The 21718-nt window shown below is 34.5% G+C and carries 16 protein-coding genes; 10 read left to right on the top strand and 6 right to left on the bottom strand.

The genetic code is table 11. The annotated features are described in order from the left end of the window. Positions 1 to 206 precede the first annotated feature (206 nt). The 3 genes from Q9Q97_RS12515 (at position 207) to Q9Q97_RS12505 (ending at position 4882) form a co-directional block, all read left to right on the top strand. Positions 207 to 2753 carry an ATP-dependent Clp protease ATP-binding subunit gene (locus Q9Q97_RS12515; protein ID WP_306157480.1) on the top strand — a complete coding sequence of 849 codons (2547 nt, stop codon included), beginning with the start codon at positions 207 to 209 and terminating at the stop codon, positions 2751 to 2753. A gap of 141 nt (positions 2754 to 2894) precedes the next feature. After that, on the top strand, positions 2895 to 4262 hold the full coding sequence (rimK, locus tag Q9Q97_RS12510) for a 30S ribosomal protein S6--L-glutamate ligase (protein ID WP_125719621.1): 1368 nt from the start codon (positions 2895 to 2897) through the stop codon (positions 4260 to 4262). Between the two features lie 101 nt (positions 4263 to 4363). After that, a complete protein-coding gene (locus Q9Q97_RS12505; RefSeq protein ID WP_306157478.1) occupies positions 4364 to 4882 on the top strand; it encodes a DUF421 domain-containing protein in 519 nt (172 codons plus the stop codon). Between the two features lie 8 nt (positions 4883 to 4890). Here Q9Q97_RS12505 and Q9Q97_RS12500 read toward each other — a convergent pair whose 3' ends face one another. The 5 genes from Q9Q97_RS12500 to hutH all read right to left on the bottom strand — a co-directional run bounded on the left by Q9Q97_RS12500 (position 4891) and on the right by hutH (position 11055). After that, positions 4891 to 6297, bottom strand: a complete 1407-nt coding sequence (locus Q9Q97_RS12500) for an SMI1/KNR4 family protein (RefSeq protein ID WP_306157476.1) — start codon at positions 6295 to 6297, stop codon at positions 4891 to 4893. 8 nt (positions 6298 to 6305) lie between these two features. Further along, positions 6306 to 7301 (bottom strand): WG repeat-containing protein, encoded by a 996-nt coding sequence (locus tag Q9Q97_RS12495; RefSeq protein WP_306157474.1) that lies wholly within the window; start codon positions 7299 to 7301, stop codon positions 6306 to 6308. Positions 7302 to 7475: 174 nt separating this feature from the next. Further along, a complete protein-coding gene (locus Q9Q97_RS12490) occupies positions 7476 to 8816 on the bottom strand; it encodes an inorganic phosphate transporter (RefSeq protein WP_306157472.1) in 1341 nt (446 codons plus the stop codon). A 30-nt stretch (positions 8817 to 8846) separates the two neighbouring features. Further along, a complete protein-coding gene (locus tag Q9Q97_RS12485; RefSeq protein ID WP_125719613.1) occupies positions 8847 to 9491 on the bottom strand; it encodes a DUF47 domain-containing protein in 645 nt (214 codons plus the stop codon). A gap of 49 nt (positions 9492 to 9540) precedes the next feature. Continuing rightward, entirely contained in the window at positions 9541 to 11055 is a 1515-nt protein-coding gene (gene hutH, locus Q9Q97_RS12480; RefSeq protein WP_306157470.1) for a histidine ammonia-lyase, read from the bottom strand. A gap of 566 nt (positions 11056 to 11621) precedes the next feature. On the opposite strand from hutH, the gene thrA reads away from it, so the two are divergent. The 5 genes from thrA (at position 11622) to Q9Q97_RS12455 (ending at position 19211) form a co-directional block, all read left to right on the top strand. Beyond that, positions 11622 to 14069, top strand: coding sequence for a bifunctional aspartate kinase/homoserine dehydrogenase I (gene thrA, locus Q9Q97_RS12475; protein WP_306157468.1), 2448 nt, complete (start codon positions 11622 to 11624; stop codon positions 14067 to 14069). A 172-nt stretch (positions 14070 to 14241) separates the two neighbouring features. Beyond that, the gene (locus Q9Q97_RS12470; protein WP_306157466.1) at positions 14242 to 15165 is read left to right on the top strand and encodes a homoserine kinase; all 924 of its coding nucleotides are present in this window, start codon (positions 14242 to 14244) and stop codon (positions 15163 to 15165) included. Between the two features lie 343 nt (positions 15166 to 15508). Then, positions 15509 to 16798, top strand: a complete 1290-nt coding sequence (gene thrC, locus Q9Q97_RS12465; RefSeq protein WP_306157464.1) for a threonine synthase — start codon at positions 15509 to 15511, stop codon at positions 16796 to 16798. A 257-nt stretch (positions 16799 to 17055) separates the two neighbouring features. Next, positions 17056 to 18057, top strand: coding sequence for a hypothetical protein (locus Q9Q97_RS12460; RefSeq protein ID WP_306157462.1), 1002 nt, complete (start codon positions 17056 to 17058; stop codon positions 18055 to 18057). Positions 18058 to 18227: 170 nt separating this feature from the next. Beyond that, positions 18228 to 19211, top strand: a complete 984-nt coding sequence (locus Q9Q97_RS12455; RefSeq protein WP_306157460.1) for a YaaC family protein — start codon at positions 18228 to 18230, stop codon at positions 19209 to 19211. Positions 19212 to 19567: 356 nt separating this feature from the next. Here Q9Q97_RS12455 and Q9Q97_RS12450 read toward each other — a convergent pair whose 3' ends face one another. After that, a complete protein-coding gene (locus Q9Q97_RS12450) occupies positions 19568 to 20344 on the bottom strand; it encodes a hypothetical protein (protein ID WP_306157458.1) in 777 nt (258 codons plus the stop codon). Between the two features lie 122 nt (positions 20345 to 20466). Here Q9Q97_RS12450 and Q9Q97_RS12445 point away from each other — a divergent pair, with 122 nt between their 5' ends. Both Q9Q97_RS12445 and Q9Q97_RS12440 read left to right on the top strand, forming a co-directional pair. Continuing rightward, positions 20467 to 21054, top strand: coding sequence for a hypothetical protein (locus Q9Q97_RS12445; protein WP_306157456.1), 588 nt, complete (start codon positions 20467 to 20469; stop codon positions 21052 to 21054). A gap of 21 nt (positions 21055 to 21075) precedes the next feature. Continuing rightward, positions 21076 to 21588, top strand: coding sequence for a GNAT family N-acetyltransferase (locus tag Q9Q97_RS12440; RefSeq protein WP_306157454.1), 513 nt, complete (start codon positions 21076 to 21078; stop codon positions 21586 to 21588). Positions 21589 to 21718: the final 130 nt, after the last annotated feature.

Raw genomic sequence — 21718 nt, 5'->3', positions numbered from 1 at the left:
TTTTTTGAAGATTTTTCCGCTAATAACTTATACTAATTTCAAGGATTTATTAACAACTTTGTTTTGGGTTTTAGTTAATAAATTAAGCGTTTTTTAACTCTTTTATTGTCTTTTTTTTCGTCTATTAGCTGACAGGACATTCTGATGGGTACGGTTTTTGTTTTTAAAACTGTAATTCACTAAATTTACAATACCAATTATATATTATGGATGATAATTTTTCACCAAGAGTAAAAGATGTTATTACGTACAGTAAGGAAGAGGCTCTTCGATTGGGTCACGACTTTATTGGTACCGAACATCTTATGCTAGGTATTTTAAGAGATGGTAACGGAAAAGCTATTCATATACTTAATAACCTAGCTGTCGATTTAGATCATTTACGCAGAAAAGTAGAAATACTGAGCCCAGCCAACTTGAGCGTTGAAGTAAATGCAGAAAAGAAAAACCTTCATCTTACCCGACAGGCCGAAAGAGCCCTGAAGACCACTTTTCTTGAAGCAAAAGTATTTCAAAGTTCATCGATAAGCACGGCGCACCTGCTATTGTGTATCTTACGAAACGAAAATGATCCAACAACCAAGCTATTGAATAAACTAAAAATAGATTATGACGTAGCTAAAGAACAGTATTTAAATATGACTCCAAACGAAGAAGAATTCTTAGAAAACTTGCCAAGAAACGAATCGTATAATGACGATTCAGGACAAGATGACAGTCTTAAAGAAAGCAGTTTTAATAATCCCGCCAATAAGTCAAACAAAAAATCTAAGACTCCAGTTTTAGATAATTTTGGGAGAGATTTAACAGAAATGGCAGAAGAAGGGAAATTAGACCCAGTTGTAGGACGAGAAAAAGAAATTGAGCGTGTATCGCAAATTTTAAGCCGTAGAAAAAAGAACAATCCGCTTCTTATTGGAGAACCTGGAGTTGGTAAATCTGCTATTGCAGAAGGACTTGCTCTACGTATTATCCAGAAGAAAGTTTCTCGTATTCTTTTCAACAAACGTGTTGTAACTCTAGACTTGGCTAGCTTAGTTGCTGGAACAAAATACAGAGGACAATTTGAAGAAAGAATGAAAGCCGTGATGAACGAGCTAGAGAAAAACGACGATATTATTCTTTTTATTGATGAGATCCATACTATTGTAGGTGCTGGAGGAGCAACAGGTTCACTTGATGCTTCAAACATGTTCAAACCTGCTTTAGCAAGAGGAGAAATTCAATGTATTGGTGCTACTACTCTTGACGAGTACAGACAATATATTGAAAAAGATGGAGCTTTAGAAAGACGTTTCCAAAAAGTAATTGTAGAACCAACTTCTGTTGAAGAAACGATTGCGATTTTGAACAACGTAAAAGACAAATACGAAGATCACCATAACGTAACCTATACGCCAGAAGCTATTGAAGCCTGTGTTAAATTAACCAACAGATATATGTCTGAGCGTTTCTTACCAGACAAGGCGATCGATGCAATGGACGAAGCTGGTTCTCGCGTGCATATTACCAACATTGATGTTCCGAAACAAATTTTGGATTTAGAACGTCAGCTGGAAGAAGTTCGCGAAATGAAAAATATGGTTGTTAAAAAACAAAAATATGAAGAAGCAGCCAAACTTCGCGATGATGAAAAACGTATTGAAAAAGATTTAGCTTTAGCTCAAGAACAATGGGAAGAAGATTCTAAAAACAACCGTATTGAAGTTACAGAAGATAACGTAGCCGATGTGGTTTCTATGATGACTGGAATTCCTGTAAACAGAATTGCGCAAACAGAAAGCAACAAATTGGCTCATTTACCTGAATTAATTCAGAATAAAGTAATTGGCCAAAATGAGGCGGTTCTAAAAATTGCACGTTCTATTCAGCGTAACAGAGCCGGACTTAAAGATCCAAACAAACCAATTGGTTCGTTTATTTTCTTAGGTCAGACTGGTGTTGGTAAAACGCAATTGGCTAAAGTTTTAGCAAAAGAATTATTTGATTCTGAAGATGCTTTAGTTCGTATCGATATGAGCGAATACATGGAGAAATTTGCGATCTCTCGTTTAGTTGGAGCGCCTCCAGGATATGTAGGTTACGAAGAAGGAGGTCAATTGACTGAAAAAGTTCGTAGAAAACCGTATTGCGTGGTTCTTTTAGATGAGATCGAAAAAGCACACCCAGATGTATTCAACATGATGCTTCAAGTTTTAGATGACGGATATTTGACAGATAGTCTAGGTCGTAAAATTGACTTCAAAAACACTATCATTATCATGACTTCTAACGTTGGTGCTCGTCAGTTGAAAGATTTTGGACAAGGTGTTGGATTCGGAACTGCCGCAAGAACAGCTCAAGCTGATGAAAACTCAAAAAGCATAATCGAAAACGCTTTGAAGAAAACTTTTGCTCCTGAATTCCTGAACAGAATTGATGACGTAATCGTGTTCAACGCGCTAGAAAAGTCTGATATTGATTTGATTATCGAAATCGAATTGAAAAAACTATATTCTCGTATTGCAGAGTTAGGCTACAAATTAAGCTTAACTGATAAAGCAAAAGCTTTTATCGCTGAAAAAGGTTTTGACAAACAATTTGGAGCAAGACCGCTAAAAAGAGCAATTCAGAAATACGTTGAAGATTTGTTAGCTGAAGAAATCATTACTTCGAAAATACATTCTGGTGATGAAATTATGATGGATTTAAAAGATGATTCACAAGAATTATCAGTTGAAATTCACAAAGCTGAAGAACCGACAAATCAGTAAATTAGTCAAAAATTATAACACTAATAACTTGCCCGTTACGTTTTCATAACATAACGGGCATTTTTTTTTGTAAAAATCACTATCTTTAGTAAAAGCAAATAGCTATTTTTGAATTTTAATACTATAATAAAGAAACAAAATATGCTTCAAAACAAAGTCATTTTAGGCAGCGAAGAATGGTGCTCATTTCCAGAACTAGGAATCCCGACAATCAAGGCTCGCGTGGATTCTGGCGCTAAAACTTCGGCAATGCACGCATTAAACATAGCTCCTTTTATAAAAAATGATGCCAATTGGGTTAAATTCGACATTAATCCGATTCAGAATAATATTAAAACTATTATTCACTGCGAAGCACCACTAGTCGACAAAAGAATTGTAAAAAGTTCTAGCGGTTTTAGAGAACATCGTTACGTTATTCAGACCAGTTTAAAGATTGGAGATGCTAAATGGCCGATCGAAATGACTTTGACGAACCGTGACTCAATGGGTTTCAGAATGCTTTTAGGACGCGAAGCTATGAGCGGAAGGGTTTTGGTCGATCCAGAACAAAAATACCTTTTAGGACAGCCTACAGCAGAATCTTTAAAAGAATTATATCAGAACTCTGAAAAAGCAAGTTCTGGTTTACGAATTGGTGTTTTAGCCAGTAACCCTGAACTTTACAGCAACAAAAGAATTATGGAAGCCGGCGAAATGCGCGGGCACGAAATGCATTTTTTAAATATCAAAGAATGTTATATGAAGCTGGATGCCAAAACTCCAGAAATTCACTATAGAGGCGGTAAAATCCTAAATCAGTTTGACGCCATAATTCCGCGTATTAGACCAAGCATTACTTTTTATGGCTGCGCACTTACGCGTCAGTTTGAAGCTTTGAAGGTATTTTGTTTGAATTCAGCAACAGCTATTACACAATCTAGGGATAAACTATATTCGCTACAATTGCTTTTGAATAGCGGAATCGACATTCCGACAACTGGATTTGCCAATTCTCCGCTTGATACAGACAACTTAATCAAGATGGTGGGCGGTTCACCTCTAATTGTCAAATTGTTAGAAGGAACGCAAGGAAAAGGCGTTGTTTTGGCTGAGACCAAAAAAGCTGCAGAAAGTGTTATCAATGCTTTTAAAAGTTTAAATGCCAACATCTTAGTTCAAGAATTCATTAAAGAAGCAAACGGAAAAGACATTCGCTGTTTTGTAATCGACGGAAAAGTAGTTGCCGCAATTCAGCGTGAAGCAATGCCGGGCGAATTTAGAGCTAATATTCACCTTGGAGGAACAGCTTCTGTAATCAAAATAACTCCTGAAGAGAAAAAGATTGCCATTAAGGCTGCAAAAGCAATGGACTTAAAAGTGGCTGGTGTAGATATTATCCGTTCTTCTAAAGGACCATTATTGCTTGAGGTAAACTCTTCTCCAGGTCTTGAAGGAATCGAAGGCGCAACCAATAAAGATGTCGCCGGAGAAATGATTAAAGCAATTGAAAAGAATTTTAAATTATAATTAAGTTCATTTAAACTTAATTCAGCATAAATATTTTAGCAGCTTTGTCAAAGTTTTAGAACTTTGACAAAGCTTTTTTATTTAACTTTAAAATAAAAAATATGACTTTTCCTTATCTAGATATTGTTTTAAGAAGTATTGCCGTTTATTTCTTTATGACCATCGCTTTGAGAATATTCGGCAAAAAGGAACTTTCCCAATTAAATACCGCCGACGTAATCTTGATTTTACTTATTAGCAATTCCGTTCAAAATGCAATGGTTGGCCCAGATACAAGTTTAATAGGAGGTTTAATTGCCGCTTTGGTTCTATTTATCATCAATTACATTATAAAAAAATTAATCCGCAGATATAAAACGATTAGCGATTTGCTATTAGATAAACCACAAATTCTTGTTCACGACGGAAAGTTAGATTTTCAAACCTTAAGCCGACTAGATATTTCTGATGAAGAATTAAAAGAAGCTATGAGAGAACACGGTATCGAATATTTCAAAAATATAAAACTGGCCATGCTCGAAATTGACGGAACAATCAGTATTATTTCTGAAGATCAAAAAAATCTAAAACAGACGCATTACAAACGCAAGCATAACCGAAAAAACCTTCAGAAGTCTTGATATTATTTCTAAAAACGAAACCATTTCTTTTTCTCTTTTTGAGAACTATTTTCAAAATTCTCAATATCTATATTCAAAATTGAAGTATTAGAAAGATTGTAATCTTTGAGTCTATGATTTAAATTCACTAATATATAATCTTGCTCTACAGGAAATTGTTCTGCAATATTTTTATAATGAACTAAAAGCTTTTTATCTATAATATTTTGTAAAGCTTGCAAAGTTGTATTAATAACAGTATTCGATTTATCATTCAAACCTAATACAAAAGTATCTAGATATTCTGCCTTATTTTTCAACTGCCCAAGTGTATAAAAAGCGCTAACTCTAATATTCTCATTTTCATATGAAGCAAAAGGAACAATCAAATATCCAAAATCCATATCTATTTCCTTTAATAAGTAAGTACAAAACCTAAAAGTTTCTTCATTATTTATTTTTCCTATATTTAATTCAATCGTTTCTAACCAATCGGCACTTTTATCCTTCGCATACCAAAAGACAAATTGAAGCACTACCAGCAAGTTCTCTTTCGTATATGTCACTAAATAATCATACGCCCTTTCATAATCAAATTTGGTCATGATTTGAAGAAAAATCTCTTTGAGTTCGCCAGAGCTTAATTGATACTGCTCTTCTATTTTATTTAAGATTTCAATATCGAGATTTGCTTTTTTCAGAATAGCATTTAAGCAATCTTTTTTAGCATTAAATTCCTGCGCAGAAAAATAAGACTGCAACAGATCTTTTGCCGTACCTCCCATTCCATATCCAAACCAACTTGGGGTATCGATAATTAAATCACCGGAAATTATTTCATCAAGCCATCGTTCGTACCAATCTAAAAAAGTTGCTTCAAAGGTAAATTTAGGTTTTTGCCTGTCAATATCGATATTAACAACCTTCCCTTTAAATTCTCCATTTAAAACAAGTCCATGTATATACGAACAACCTTGCGAGCCAAGAGGTAAAATACCTGAAAATATCTTTCCTAATTCCAGTTCATAGTTATCGTCAGAAATATCATCTTCATCAATAGCTTTTGTTAAGTTATCCCAATATTCATCTGACATATTAGGAAATAGAATGCATTTAGCCTTAAGATGTCCGAGAGTTTCATCAAACAATTCATTTATATTTTTACCTAATGGATAAATACCATAAAATGGTCCAGCGCAAGATGAATCATAACTTACCCCTCCATTTCCTATATGTTGTAAAAACGCTTTATAACTTTCAGGAAGTTCAATATCAAAATTCTTTTCAAATTGTGAGATTTCGGCAACTGTAAGCGTCTTTCCAACTATATATTTATGACTGTCCGCACCAAATACTTTCAAATATTGATCTGCATTTTTTGCTGAAATGAGCTTCGTTTTTATTCTTTCAATTTGATTTAAAATCTCTTGATTCATTGTCATTCTTATTTTTTACTAAGAGTTCTAACAGCTGCCATACCATCAACAAAATCATCTGCTTTATCATAATTTGGAGCAACTATTTCTTTCCCTTCTTTATCAATAAAACCGTATTTTCCATTTAGTTTAATTGCTGCAATTCCATCTTTAAAAGATTCGATCAAATCGTATTTAGCAGGAATTATTTCTTTTCCTTCTTGAGTAATCAGACCGTATTTATTTTCCAATTTTATCTGAATCAAGTCACCATTTATAACCATGAACTCGTATTTTACTGGCGCGATTTCTTTTCCTTCGTTGTCCAAAACGCCGTATTTATCTCCTAGTTTTGCAATTGAAACACCATTCGCAAAATAAAAATTCATATCGTACTTAACAGGAATTACAATTTTTCCATCTTCATTAATGACTCCGCATTTGCCGTTAGATTCTACTATTGCAACACCTTCTTTAAAGTTCTGAACACGATCATAAATTGGAGGAACAATCTCTTTTCCTATCTGATCTACAATTCCATATTTAGCATTCAATTTGACAACAGCAAAACGGTCTGAGAAATCATTTATTTCATCGTATTTTGGCGCAATCTCCTCGCCTATAACATCTATAAAACCCCATTTATTTTTCCATTTTACGGCAGTTATTTCTGGAGACAACGTTTTTGCTTCTTCATATTTTTTCGACAATAACGCATCCGAAGACTTTACCAAATATTGCGGCTTGGCATTTTTATTATTGATTATAATCCAATTTTGCTTGTTTATTATGGCATCATTCGTACAGCGAACAACTTCTTTGCCTGTTTTGTCTACCAAACCAAATTTACCATTGATTTGCACCACCGCAAATCCGCTTAAAAACGCTTCAAGTCCGTCATATTTGCAAGGAACTATTTCTTTCCCAGTTTGATCTACAAAACCATATTTAAAAGATGCATTATTTGATTGTGCGAAACTGGTTGTTAGAGCCAGCATCAAAACCAGCAAGATTATTTTCTTCATACTAAAATATTAAACTGCTTACAAAAATCGACAAAATCTCTTTTCTTTAAACCTTCAAAAGTTTTTATTCTTTCATTTTAAAACAAATTAAAAATAAAAAAAACCGATTTCAAATTGAAACCGGTTTTATATATGATAAAATAGAATATTATTTTACAAATTCCTTTTTACAGATTAAATGAATACGCTTAAAACAAAGTAAACCAAACCTGCTAATATTGCTGAAATTGGAATAGTTAAGATCCAAGCCCAGATTAAACTTACTGTAACTCCCCAGCGAACTGCAGAAACACGTTTTGTTAATCCAACTCCAATAATAGAACCTGTAATCGTGTGTGTTGTACTTACTGGAATTTTTAAGTGCTCAGTAAAGTAAAGCGTCAATGCACCTGCAGTTTCTGCTGCAACGCCTTCAAACGAACTTACTTTCGTAATTTTAGATCCCATTGTTTTCACAATTTTCCATCCACCGCTTAATGTACCAGCAGCAATTGCAGAGTAACACGCTAATGGAATCCAGCTTGGCATAACCCCTTTAACCCCTGCATCTTCATTTGGTAAAACTACATCTAGCCATTCAGCCATGTGTACACCAGGATTTGTATTGATATAAACCGCAACAGCTGCAGCAATAATACCCATTACTTTTTGAGAGTCATTTCCTCCGTGACCTAAACTAAATGCCGCAGAAGACAACAATTGCATTTTCTTTAAAGCAGCATCAGCCTGATGAAGATTTAAACTGCTGAATATTAAACAAAATGCACTAACAGTTAGAATAATAAAGGCTACTAAAAACCATTTAATATTATGAGAATCAAATATTACACTCCAAAAATGAGATTCAAAACGAGGTTTTCCGTGCTCTAAAATTTCTTCATAAGAAACCATTTGGTAGTATACGAAAACAATCGTTGCGATCATTAAAGCTACAGTAAAGATTTTTGGCCCGATTGTTTTTCGAGAAGCATTTAAAAGCCAGATCGAAATTAAATAAGAAGCCAATGCTCCAATTAATGGTGCCAAAACAATAAATGCAATAATAATAAGAACTCCCGAAGGCATTCCGCCATCTTTTCCGGCTTTATACCAGCTTACAATTTCGTACCAGTAGTGTGTTGCGCCATCTTCTCCAACATATCCAGAGAATCCATGAACTGCGATAGCATGCGCTACAGCCGCTCCAGCAAAACCTCCAATAAGTGTATGCGAAGAACTTGAAGGAATTCCTAACCACCAAGTCAATAAATTCCAACAGATTGCGGCAATAACTCCAGCTAAAATTACAACTAGGTTAATTTCCATGGTATGCGCTGTTTTAGCAACAGTATCTGCAACACCAAATCCGAAAACCCAATAAGCCAGAAAGTTAAAAAATGCTGCCCAGACCACGGCCTGAAAAGGTGTCAAAACCTTTGTAGCAACAACAGTCGCTATAGCATTTGCCGCATCATGAAAACCATTGATGTAATCAAAAATTAAGGCTAATACTATAATTAATATAAGTAGCGTCATAAAATTATAACTTCAGATTGAAAAATTGAATTAAGAATGTTTTACAGAAATAGATTCTAGTATGTTCGCAACACTCTTACATTTGTCTGTTGCTGATTCTAAAACAGATAATACCTCTTTATATTTAATAATATTTTTAGCATCTGTTTCGTTTTCAAAAATTTCAAAAACTGCTTTGTTATATACGTTATCAGACTTGTTTTCTAGTTTGTTGATTCTAGCACAAGCTTCTTTAATAACATTGATATTCTTTAAGTTGCTTAACTCTTTTACAGCGCTGTCAATGTTCTGACAAGCTTCAAGGTTAATTTCTGTCATCTTTCTGATAGATTTTGTAATCTTATCAACTTGATACAGTTTCATACGGCTTGCAGCTCCGTGAAGGTAATCTGCAACGTTATCAATAGAAGTAATTAAGGTGTGGATGTCTTCTCTATCGAATGGAGTAATGAAGTTTCTACTCAATTCTAAATTGGTTTGACGTGTAATGTCTTCTCCTTTTTGCTCTAATTCGTCAATTTTTTGAAAAAGAACTTCTCTCTCTTTTAATGGTAAATTTACAGCTTCGTGTAAGTTAGAAGCTAATTCAATTAAATTGCTTGAAGCTTCTTCAAAAAGTGGAAAGAATTTTTTGTCTTTCGGCACTAAAAATTGGAAAATACTGTTTATTGACATTGTTTTATTTTTGATAGCGCAAAATTACCTTCAATAACACGTTTCAGTGTTAAGCCATTGTTAACAAATCGTTTTCAATTTGAAAACTCGCAAGGAATAAAACCGTGTTTTCTATGTCATTATGTAAGATTCTGTCTTCTTTTACCAAAGGCACAACTTCTCTGTAACTATTCAAAAACATTTCGATAAAATCGCTTGATTTTAGAGGCTCTCTGTAGGCAATCGCCTGTGAAGCATTTAACAATTCGATTGCTAAAATACGCTCTAAATTATCTAAAATTCGTAAGGCTTTTGTAGCACCGTTTGCTCCCATGCTCACATGGTCTTCTTGACCGTTACTAGAAACAATGCTGTCAATACTTGATGGAGTTGCCAATTGCTTGTTCTGGCTCGCGATACTTGCCGCCGTATATTGCGGAATCATAAATCCTGAATTCAATCCTGGATTATCAACCAAAAACGCTGGCAGATTTCTTAATCCTGAGATTAACTGATAGGTTCTTCTTTCAGAAATGCTTCCTAATTCTGCCAAAGCAATTGCCATAAAATCAAGGGCTAAAGCTAAAGGCTGTCCGTGGAAATTTCCTCCCGAAATAATCTGATCGGCTTCAATAAAAATATTTGGATTATCAGTTACCGAATTGATTTCTGTTTTGAATACTTTTCGAACATAATCAATGGCGTCTTTTGAAGCGCCATGCACTTGCGGCATACAACGGAAAGAATACGGATCTTGTACGTGTTTCTTCTCTTGAGTGATAATTTCACTTCCGTCCAAAAATTCAGTGATTCGCTGTGCAGTCACAATTTGTCCTTTGTGCGGACGTATATAATGTATCAATTCATTAAAAGGTTCGATTCTTCCGTCAAATCCTTCTAAAGAAATGGTTCCGATTAAATCGGCTAGATATGAATATTTGTAAGCTTTAATCAAAATGTGTGCTCCATAAGCGCTCATAAACTGCGTTCCATTTAATAAAGCCAAACCTTCTTTTGACTGTAATACAATTGGTTCCCAGTTAAAATGTTTTAAAACTTCAGCAGAAGCCACTTTTTTTCCTTCAAAAAGAACAATTCCTTCACCAATTAAAGGTAAAGACAAATGTGCCAAAGGCGCTAAATCTCCAGAAGCTCCAAGTGAACCTTGCGTATAAATAATAGGCAGAATATCATTATTATAAAAATCAACTAAACGCTCCAGTGTTTGCAACTGAATGCCAGAATGTCCATAACTTAAAGATTGGATTTTCAGCAAAAGCATCATTTTTACAATCTCAGCAGGCACTTCTTCTCCAGTTCCGCAAGCGTGCGATTTAACTAGGTTTTCTTGAAGTTTAGATAAATTTTCATTAGAGATTTTCACACTATATAAAGAGCCAAAACCGGTATTGATTCCATAAATAGGCGCTGTGTGCGATGCCATTTTCTTATCTAAATAATCACGGCATTTCTGAACATTGACTTTAGCCTCTTCAGACAATTCTAATATTTTATTCTGACTTAGAATCTCCTGTAGTGTTTCTAAAGTAATCGTTTCTGAACTTATATAATGGATCTCTCTCATGATGATTTGAAATTTTAAACGCCAAAATTCAACAAATCAATATTAAAAAGCAAAAATTTATCACAATAATTAAGATTTTAATAAAAGCTGTTTGTGTACTTTAAATATCTTTTTGAAATAAAACTTCCAATTTTCTCCTGTTTTTTAGCTCTTTTTAATTAAACATCAATCTTTTGAACAATTGAAATCTTAAAAAAGCACATTCCGAAATATATCAAAACATCAATTTAACATACCCAATTTTAACAAATGCTCAATATTGAATTACGAAGATTTGAATTATTAAAATATTCGCAAAAAGGCTTTTTAAGTTTTTAACTCTTATAAAAAGCTGTACTTTTGAAAAATCAAAAATGAAAAGTAACAGCATAAAATATCAATCTACAATTATTACAGCTCAAACAGGAGTTGCAATTGCTGCTACCATTATTTCTACTACAACAACTACTACCCCTTAGGGGTATACATTTTTACATATAATCTTAGGTCATCTATACTTTTTTCTTAAAAGAAGAAAAGTAATGGGTACATAAAAAATAGTTGCAAAAGAAAAAATATCACACAAAATGAAAGTATTAAAATTTGGCGGAACTTCGGTAGCCAATGCTCAAAATATAAAACTCGTTCTCGAAATTGTTAACCAAAAAGCAAAACAAGACCAGCTAGTTGTTGTCGTTTCTGCTCTAAGTAAAGTAACCGATTTACTGCAATCTGCAGCGGCAAAAGCAGCCGCAAACGACGAAAGCTTTAGAGAAGTTGTAGCCGAAATCGAGAAAAAACACCTTGATACTTTAAAAGAACTGATTCCCGTAAGCGAGCAGAGCAGTCTTTTAAGTCATGTAAAAAGAATCATCAACCATTTAGAAACTTTATTGGACGGCTGTTTCCTTTTAGGCGAATTGTCTCCAAGAACGGCTGATACTATATTAAGTTTTGGAGAATTGCTTTCTTCGTTCATAATCGCGCAGGCATTCCAGCAAACTGAAAAAGATGCTGTTTATAAAGACAGCCGCGAATTGATTAAAACCGATAATAATTTCGGAAAAGCTGCGGTAAACTTTGAAGTTTCAAATCAGTTGATAAAAGAATATTTTGCTCAAAATAAAGCAAAAATCAATATTCTGCCAGGATTTATTGCACAGACAATTGACGGAATCACTTCGACTTTAGGCCGTGGCGGATCTGATTATACTGCTGCCATTATCGCGGGAGCAATTGACGCTGAACAATTGGAAATCTGGACAGATGTAAACGGAATGTTTACTGCGAACCCAAAAATCGTTAAACAAGCACAGCCAATTGCGAATATTTCGTATCAGGAAGCAATGGAGCTGTCGCATTTTGGAGCCAAAGTTTTATATCCGCCGACAATTCAGCCCGTTTTAAGAAAAAATATTCCGATTTTAATCAAAAACACTTTTGAGCCAGAAGCTGAAGGAACTTTAATTTCTGATGTGGTTTTATCAAAAGATACTGTTGTAAAAGGAATCAGCCATATCGATCATATTTCGCTTCTAACACTTGAAGGCCCTGGAATGATTGGAGTTGCAGGTTCATCTAGACGTTTATTTGAAGTATTGTCTCAGGAAAAAATCAACGTTATTTTCATCACTCAAGCTTCTTCTGAGCACTCTATTTGTATCGGAATTCTGAATTCTGACGCCGATAATGCCGAAGCTGCCATCAACAGAGCTTTTGAAATCGAAATTTCTCAGAACAAAATCGATCCTTGTTATGTAGAAAAAGATCTTTGCATTATTGCTTTGGTGGGCGAAAACATGAAAAATCACCAAGGTTTAAGCGGAAGAATGTTCAGCACTTTAGGAAAAAACAACGTAAACATTCGTGCGATTGCACAAGGTGCTTCTGAACGTAATATTTCGACTGTAATTAACGAAAGAGACGTTAAAAAAGCATTGAATACGCTTCACGAAAACTTCTTTGAAGAAAACACAAAGCAGCTGAATTTATTTGTAATGGGAGTTGGAAATGTGGGTGAGAAATTCATCGAGCAGATTCACAATCAAAGAAAATTCTTAAAAGATGTTTTAAAGATTAATGTTCGTGTAATTGCTTTATCAAACTCTAGAAAAATGATTTTTGATGAAGATGGAATTTCTCTTAAAAATTGGGATGCCGCTTTAAGCGAAGGTGAACCAGCAAGTATTGAAGAATTCATCAAAAAAGCGAAAGACCTAAATTTACGTAACAGCATTTTTGTAGATATTACAGCAAACGCAACGGTTTCTGAAGCTTACGAGAAATTCTTAAAAGAAAGTATTGCGGTTGTAACTTGTAATAAAATTGCCTGTTCATCTGCTTACGACAATTATAAAAAACTTAAAAACTTATCTCGTCAATACAATGCTCCGTTTTTATTTGAAACGAATGTTGGTGCGGGACTACCGATTATAGACACCGTAAAAAACCTGATTGCATCTGGAGATAAAGTGCATAAAATCCAAGCGGTTTTATCGGGAAGTTTGAACTTTATTTTCAACAATTTTGATGAGAATAACTCTTTCCACGATGTGGTAAAAGAAGCGGGAGTTCAAGGTTTCACAGAACCAGATCCGAAAATCGATCTTAGCGGAATCGACGTGGCTCGTAAAATCCTAATCCTTATTCGCGAAAGCGGTTACGAAATGGATATTGATGCGATTGCAAACGAATCGTTCCTGCCTGCAGAATGTTTGGCAACAACAAACAACGATGACTTTTTTGCGTCATTAATCAAACACGCGTCGCATTTTGAAAACATTTACAAAGAAGCTTTAGCAAAAGATTCAAGATTGAAATACGTAGCGCAGTTCGAAAACGGAAAAGCAAGCGTTGGTTTGCAATTCATTCCAAAAGATCATCCTTTCTATAACTTAGAAGGAAAAGACAATATCGTGCTTTTCTACACCGATCGTTACGTAGATCAGCCTTTATTGATCAAAGGAGCCGGTGCCGGTGCTGCGGTGACTGCTTCAGGAATTTTTGCAGATGTCATTAGAATAGGAAACATATAATTTTTGTTTCAGGATTAAAGTTTAACCGCAAAGCACGCAAAGGACTATGCAAGGTTCGCAAAGTCTTGTTTTTTCATTGCGCCCTTTGCGAAAAAACCTTGCGAACTTTGCGGTTAAGCTCACAAAGTTTGGCAACTTGAAACTTTAAACCTGAAACCTGAAACAACCAAAAATGAAAGAAATAAAATTATTCTGTCCCGCCACAATCGCAAACCTTTCGTGCGGATTTGACGTTTTGGGACTTTGCTTAGACAATGCGGGTGATGAAATGATTGTTCGAAAATCAGATCAGAAAGGCGTTCGAATTACTAAAATCGTCGGTGCCGATTTACCGCTTGAAACGGAGAAAAACGTTTCGGGTGTGGCAGCTTTAGCGATGTTAGCAACTTTAGACGAATTGGATTTTGGTTTCGAAATCGAAATCTATAAAAATATAAAAGCTGGAAGCGGAATCGGAAGCAGTGCCGCAAGTTCTGCCGGAGCGGTTTTCGGAATCAACGAATTATTGGGAAGACCATATTCTCGTAAAGATTTGGTTCAGTTTGCGATGCAAGGCGAGAAATTAGCCAGCGGAAACGCGCATGCCGACAACGTTGCTCCTGCCCTTTTAGGCGGATTTACCTTGGTTAGAAGTTATGCTCCGTTGGATATTATCAGAATCGACAGCCCAGAAGAATTATTCGCAACGGTGGTTCATCCGCAAATTGAATTGAAAACTTCTGACGCTCGTTCGGTTTTAAAGCAAAATGTTTCCCTAAAAAGCGCCATCACGCAATGGGGAAATGTAGGCGGATTAGTAGCAGGTCTATACACTAAAGATTACGACTTAATCGGACGTTCGCTTCACGATGAAATCGTCGAGCCTTTAAGAAGTGTTTTGATTCCAGGATTTGACCAAATCAAACAAACCGCGTACGAAAACGGCGCTTTAGGTTCTGGAATTTCAGGTTCTGGCCCGTCGATTTTCGCTTTAAGCAAAGGAAAAGAAACCGCCGACCAAATCGCCAAAGCTATGAGCGAAGTCTACGAAAAAATGAATTTACCGTATGAAATTCACGTTTCGAAGATTAATCCTGATGGTGTGAGAATTCTTTAAAATAAATAAGATAAAACCATATAAGCAATATAAGTTCATTTAAAAGCAACGTTTGTCAGGCTGAGCGGAGTCGAAGCCCGCGCAACGCATGTCCCATCCAGTTTGTCATTTCGAGGAACGAGAAATCGCACTAGAGAGTCGACAAAGATTGGCGAATTACTGTGAGGTATCACAAGTGCGATTTCTCCCTTCGGTCGAAATGACAAAGATTGCGGAATTACTGTGCGGGGCTTCGACTCCGCTCAGCCTGACAAACGGAAAATAACAATCAAAACAACAACGAACTATTGGAATTTGGAATTTCAAAAATTGGAATTTGTTTCCAGAAAATCTAAAATTAGAAATGAAATACTACAGTTTAAACCATAATGCCCCAAAAGTTTCTTTTCAGGAAGCTGTAATACAAGGATTAGCAAGCGACAAAGGATTATATTTCCCGGAAAGCATCACACCTCTTGATCCTTCCTTTTTTGATAAAATTGAAAGTTTAAGTCACGAAGAAATCGCATTTGAAGCGATTAAACAATTCGTTGGCGACGAAATACCAGAAGCAAAATTAAAAGAAATCATTGCTGAAACTTTGGTTTTTGATTTCCCTGTTGTGAAAGTCGAAGACGGAATCTATTCGTTAGAATTATTCCACGGACCGACAATGGCGTTTAAAGACGTTGGAGCGCGATTTATGTCGCGTTGTTTGGGGTATTTCAATAAAGACAAAAAAGATGCTAAAAACACTGTTTTAGTAGCCACTTCGGGCGATACTGGCGGAGCCGTTGCCAGCGGATTTTTAGGCGTTGACGGTGTTGATGTTGTCATTTTATATCCGTCTGGAAAAGTGAGCGATATTCAGGAAAAACAATTGACGACTTTAGGGCAGAATATCAAAGCGCTGGAAGTTGATGGTGTTTTTGACGATTGTCAGGATATGGTAAAAAAAGCGTTTCTGGACGAAACTTTAGCACACAAAAACCTGACTTCGGCAAACTCTATTAATATTGCGCGTTGGTTGCCACAGATGTTTTATTTCTTCTTTGCTTACAAAGCGTTGAAGAGTCAAAACAAACCATTGGTTTTCTCTTGCCCAAGCGGAAACTTTGGGAATATCTGTGCCGGAATTATGGCAAAGAAATTAGGTTTACCAATTGAACATTTTGTAGCGTCTACAAACGTAAACGACACGGTGCCAAGATTCTTAGAAAACGGAAAATACGACCCGAAACCTTCTAAAGCAACCATCTCTAACGCCATGGATGTTGGAAACCCAAGTAACTTTATTAGAATTCAGGAATTATACAATAATGATTTAAAAGCTTTCGAAAAAGATTTCTCTTCTTACAGCTACACAGACGAACAAACACTTGAAGCCATGAAGAAAATTTACAAAACCGACGGTTACATCGCAGAACCTCACGGCGCTGTGGGTTATTTAGGTCTCAAAAAAGAGCTTGAAAAATATCCTAATGCCCTTGGTATTTTTTTAGAAACCGCTCACCCAATTAAATTCTTAGATGTGGTTGAACCGGCGCTAGGAATTACACTACCGATTCCAAGGCAGATTGAGAGTGTAATTAATGAGGAAAAAGTCAGTGTGAAGATTTCTAGTTATGAGGAGTTGAAAAGTTTCTTGGGATAATCAATTAAATATATTAACAAAACGGCTGGATTTATTTCAGTCGTTTTTTAGTTAATCAGTATAAGTTAATATTTTTTAGATTTTTCCCTTTCAAAAAAATTAAAACCAATTATTCTCTAATAAGTTTAAAAATCTTGTAAGATATATATATGTATATTTGAAAGCATAGAAAATGAATCAAACCTTCGCTTATCTACCCAAATTTAAGTGTAAATGTGAAGGTTTGTTTCGCATATAAATGAGTTATGTGATATGTTATGAGCTACGACCAAGAAATACAAAATTCCACAACAATTAAGCCTACGGAACTTGCAGCGGTTTTCGATTACAGAGACACGCCTATGGAGGACATTTTCCATAATTATTATCTTTTCTGTCGAGAAAATTTAGATATACATTCAACAAGAGAAAACATTAAGCCGAACGTATTTGCCTTTATAAGCGGACTTTCTTCAAATGCTGCCGCAGTGAAAACGTCTGAAAATAAATTCGGAATCTTTGTTAATACTGGACTAATCAAATATTGTTTGGACAACTTTTCAAATAACCCTGATTTAGATGACTATTTATTTGAAAGATTTCCCGAAACTGTATCTTTTTTTGACTTACCAGTCAGTGACTTAGCCTTTCAACTTGCAACACAATTTACGTATTACCACGAACTTGCACACCTTATACAGTATAGCAAAAAAGCTGAAAAACTAACACTACAAGAACGAAATGAGGATTGCAATATCTATAATGAATTAAAACACATTCTTGAAATCAATGCGGACACTTACGCATCTATCGCAATTACTAGTCACATACAACAATATATAGCGAATAGCTTTAAGGAGAATCTTACTCAAGAACACGTTGAAAAAACGATAATTATAATGTGTTCTTGCTTATTAAATTATATCACTAGCTTTTACCACGACTTAATTAACGTATATTTTAAAGAATACTGTCATCCACATCCTGTTATCCGTTTGTTTAATGTTGTTCTCAATATTACTTACAATTTAAATCAATCTTCTTTTTTCAAACAAAAAAATATTACAGTAGATTCAAAAAATCTTTCAAAACAAATTATTGAATTCTATATAGAACTAGAACAACAAGTAATTTTCCATACCAAGTTCCAAACTGCTTTAGAATCATCATTCGATTTAAGGGATCAAATTGTAACATATTTAGGAGAATTAATTCAGTTCAAAACGGAAGAATATTGTAATGCGATGGATCGTTGGAACAATCAACACACCACAAAATAGCCCTTTGGCGAGATTGGGGCTTTAGGCTGAATTTAAAGACGATTTTGTACTTAGAAAACTGTGCATAATGGAAAAATCTCGTATCATTAATCCCAAACCTAGTGTAGCGTGAGAACTTTAGGGCAAGCTTTTTACAAACAAATACTTAACAATATGTAATCTATACTTTTATGAATAATACTTGGCATTTTTTAAGAGAATTTGAAAGTAAGGAGTTAGTAAAACAATACATTAAGAAAAAATACCAATATACTATTACTACTGAAAAAGCATTAGAAATTTCATCTGCATTTAAACAAGGACGAAGCTATTTTGAATCTTCATTAAATTCCGATATTTCTGTAAAACCCCTATTACAATACTATGGAGTTGTCGCTTTAAGCAGAGGATTAATACTAATTCTGAATAAAACTGCTCGTGAAAACACCATCAAACCATCACACGGTTTAAAAATATGTAACTGGAGTACAATTGTAAAAACTAAAAAACTTGAAAACATAAAAGTAAAAACTTCTTCGGGGACTTTTCGAGAATTAATTGAAGCAACTAAAAACATATCATATTTTAGAGGAAAAAGTAATTATATTAATTGGCAATCAGAATTTGATATTGAAGAAAAAGATTTTGAACTTAGCCTTAAAGAATTATCATATTCTTTTCCAGATTTGAAAAAATCTATAGAATCTTGGCTTGGATTATCAATTCCATCAACAATGATAGAATCATTATCCTGTGAAAATAATAAAGTTAAAATAGGCATTCGAGATATAACTTTTATTACAGAGATATTTCCTGGTGACCTATACCCTAATTTACGTGTAAAAGATGATGACTATCAAAAAATCGTTTCTTATGAAAGTAACAATTGGCCAAATATTTCTCAAAAATGGGAAAGTTCATTTAAAATTAATGGAGATCCATACCTTCAACCACCTTTTACAGGCAACATTTTTCTAAATGATATTGGAAAAATGTTTGCAACAACATTTATTTTTGGAACAATCTCAAGATATTATCCAACAACTTGGATGAATGTCACAAATGGTATTGAAAATGATAAAATTTTACCTTTTGCCATAAATTATATGGATTTTATACAAGAGAAATATCCGAATATTATCTTAGACTTTATTGATGCACCGTATGACACCTAAAAATAAACCTGCCACTAACAGCCGTTACCAGTATTTGGGCATTTGACTAAATTAAAGATGGTTTTGTACTTAAAAAATTTATGTCTAATGATAAAAAACTCTTTCCCGCTAGCGCTAGCAATTCAACATAAAGAAAAAGAGATTTAAATAAGATCCCCGCTCTACGAAGTGTTTCGATCGCTGTGCGAGGTCTCCGACTTCTTACCCGTTCCAATTATCTACAAAGAAAACTACAAACAATTAGAATGGAATATCGTTGCGGGTACGAAGTCGGGAGACTTCGCACAGCATTAGAATAAAGAAATCAGTTTAAATTAGCGGTTTGCGAAAGCAAATCCGTTTCATCCGCGTTCTATTTATGCGACTTTCTTCGTCCCCACCAAATACAAAATCTTCGCAGGCCCAGATTTTACTTTTCCAACTTCCCAATTAAAACTTTCTTTGTTGTTGAGTTTAGAAATCAATTCGTTCATTTCTTCAACAGAATAAGTTCTTAAAGACGAAACCACGCCATCCCACAAAACTAAAAGCGGTACAATGGGAATGAGATACGTAAAAATGATTCTGCCTATTTTAAACGGTCTGATAAAAGGAGTTGTCAATAAAACACTAATTGGCGAAAGAATCATCGCTACAATACTCGGAACGCTTCTCTCCTGCCCTTCAAAAATCGCAATCGAACTGTTGCTGTCAATTGCATTTTGCAGAATCTGCTGTGCATCTTTGGGTTTAAAATGATGCAGTGATAAAAATTGCGTTCGGAGTCCGTTGAGGTTTTCGGGAACGTTTTTGGCATCAACAGAAGTTATTATAAAATCAAAATTATCGGCTTGTTTTTGCGTGTGTTCAAAAGCAGGAATGTTTGGGTAATAATCTGTCAGCAGAATTTTTAAATCGGGATTGTTTTTTCGCAGTTCATTGTTCAGCCAAATCAGTCCGCCGCCCCCGCCCGAAGCAAGATCGATAATCTGATTGGTTTGGCTTTCTTTTAATGCTTTTTCAATTACGGGAACAATTCCTTTGTACATCGCAGTTTTATTAGAAAGAAACTGCAAAAAGTCGGTCATGTAATTTCTAATGAATTCTGGAAGCCATTGTTGGTCTTCAAACTCGAATAAATGTATTCTGCTCATACTTTTTGATTTTCGGTTTAATACAAATTTCAATATTTTTTTTCAGATATTTCCTTAAAAATATAAATTAGAAATGAATCCTTTTTTTGTAGCTTCGTTTTTCATCAAACAATAATAAAAATATGAAAAAACTCTATTTATTTTTATCCATAATTCTCTTAATATCTTGTCAAGATAAAACCTCTGATATAAAAACTAATGAAGAACCAAAATCATTGCAGGAAGAAGGCATTGGCTTAGGAAGATTTAAAAGCAGAGATAATTTAGTAGATAATTTATATCAGGAACTTGTAGATAAATCTCCCAAACTAAAAGCTTTAGAAGATGAATTGAACGGGTTAAATCCTAGAGACACTACTTCTATTTTTCACAATTATGATAATAAATCTTATAATTATTATGGTTCTGCCAAAGGTCAAATGGAAGGTATTAGAGACAGTATACTAAAAAAGAAAATTAAAAGTTTAATAGATAAAAGTTCAGACCAATATGGCTCTCAAAAAGCTGAATTAGAAAGTCTGATGTCGACAATTGACGAGAAAAGAACTGAAATAACTAATTATCATACGGCTTTAAAAATTATTTTAACTCTTCCTCTTATAGAACAATATCAAAGAGAGCATCTTCCAGAAAAATCTCCTTTTGAAAAAGTGATTGAAAAAGAAAATCAATTACTTGAAAAAGTAAAACAAAATACTCCAAAATATTAATTGGACAACATATTATAACACATGATTACAAAAGCATTACTCGAAGACATTCCCGCATTAGTAACTTTAATAAACTCGGCGTATAGAGGCGAAACGTCTAAAAAAGGCTGGACAACCGAAGCCCATTTACTAGAAGGAAAAAGAACTGACGAACCCGAAATGACCGAAATTTTCCTTGATCCGAAAAATACGATTCTGAAATTTACTGAAAACAATAAAATTATCGGTTCGGTTTTATTGGTCGAGAAAGAGCATCAATTGTATTTAGGGATGCTAACGGTTTCTCCAGAACTTCAAAACAGCGGAATCGGGAAAAAACTTTTAGTCGAAGCTGAAAATCATGCTCAATCTTTGGGTTTGTCTTCTATTATTATGACGGTGATTTCGGTTCGTACAGAACTTATCGATTGGTACAAACGTCGCGGTTATGTGGATACGGGCGAAAGAGAAGCTTTTCCTGAAAGTGGAATTCATGTTACGGTTTCAGAAGAACCTTTGGAATTTATTTATTTGGAGAAGAATTTCTTGAATTAGATAATTAGAAAAATTGTCAATTAGATAATTTTCTATGCGTATAGTTTGTCATCCCTGTAAAGGTTAGATAATTCGGTAACAAAATTTAACTTTAATAAATTTTGTTACGATGAGACATAATAGCAGAGAT

The sequence above is a fragment of the Flavobacterium sp. DG2-3 genome, from assembly GCF_030730925.1.
Taxonomy (GTDB): Bacteria; Bacteroidota; Bacteroidia; order Flavobacteriales; family Flavobacteriaceae; genus Flavobacterium.
The sequence above is the reverse complement of the archived record's forward strand: the minus strand, read 5'-3'. Positions and strand labels throughout refer to the sequence as shown.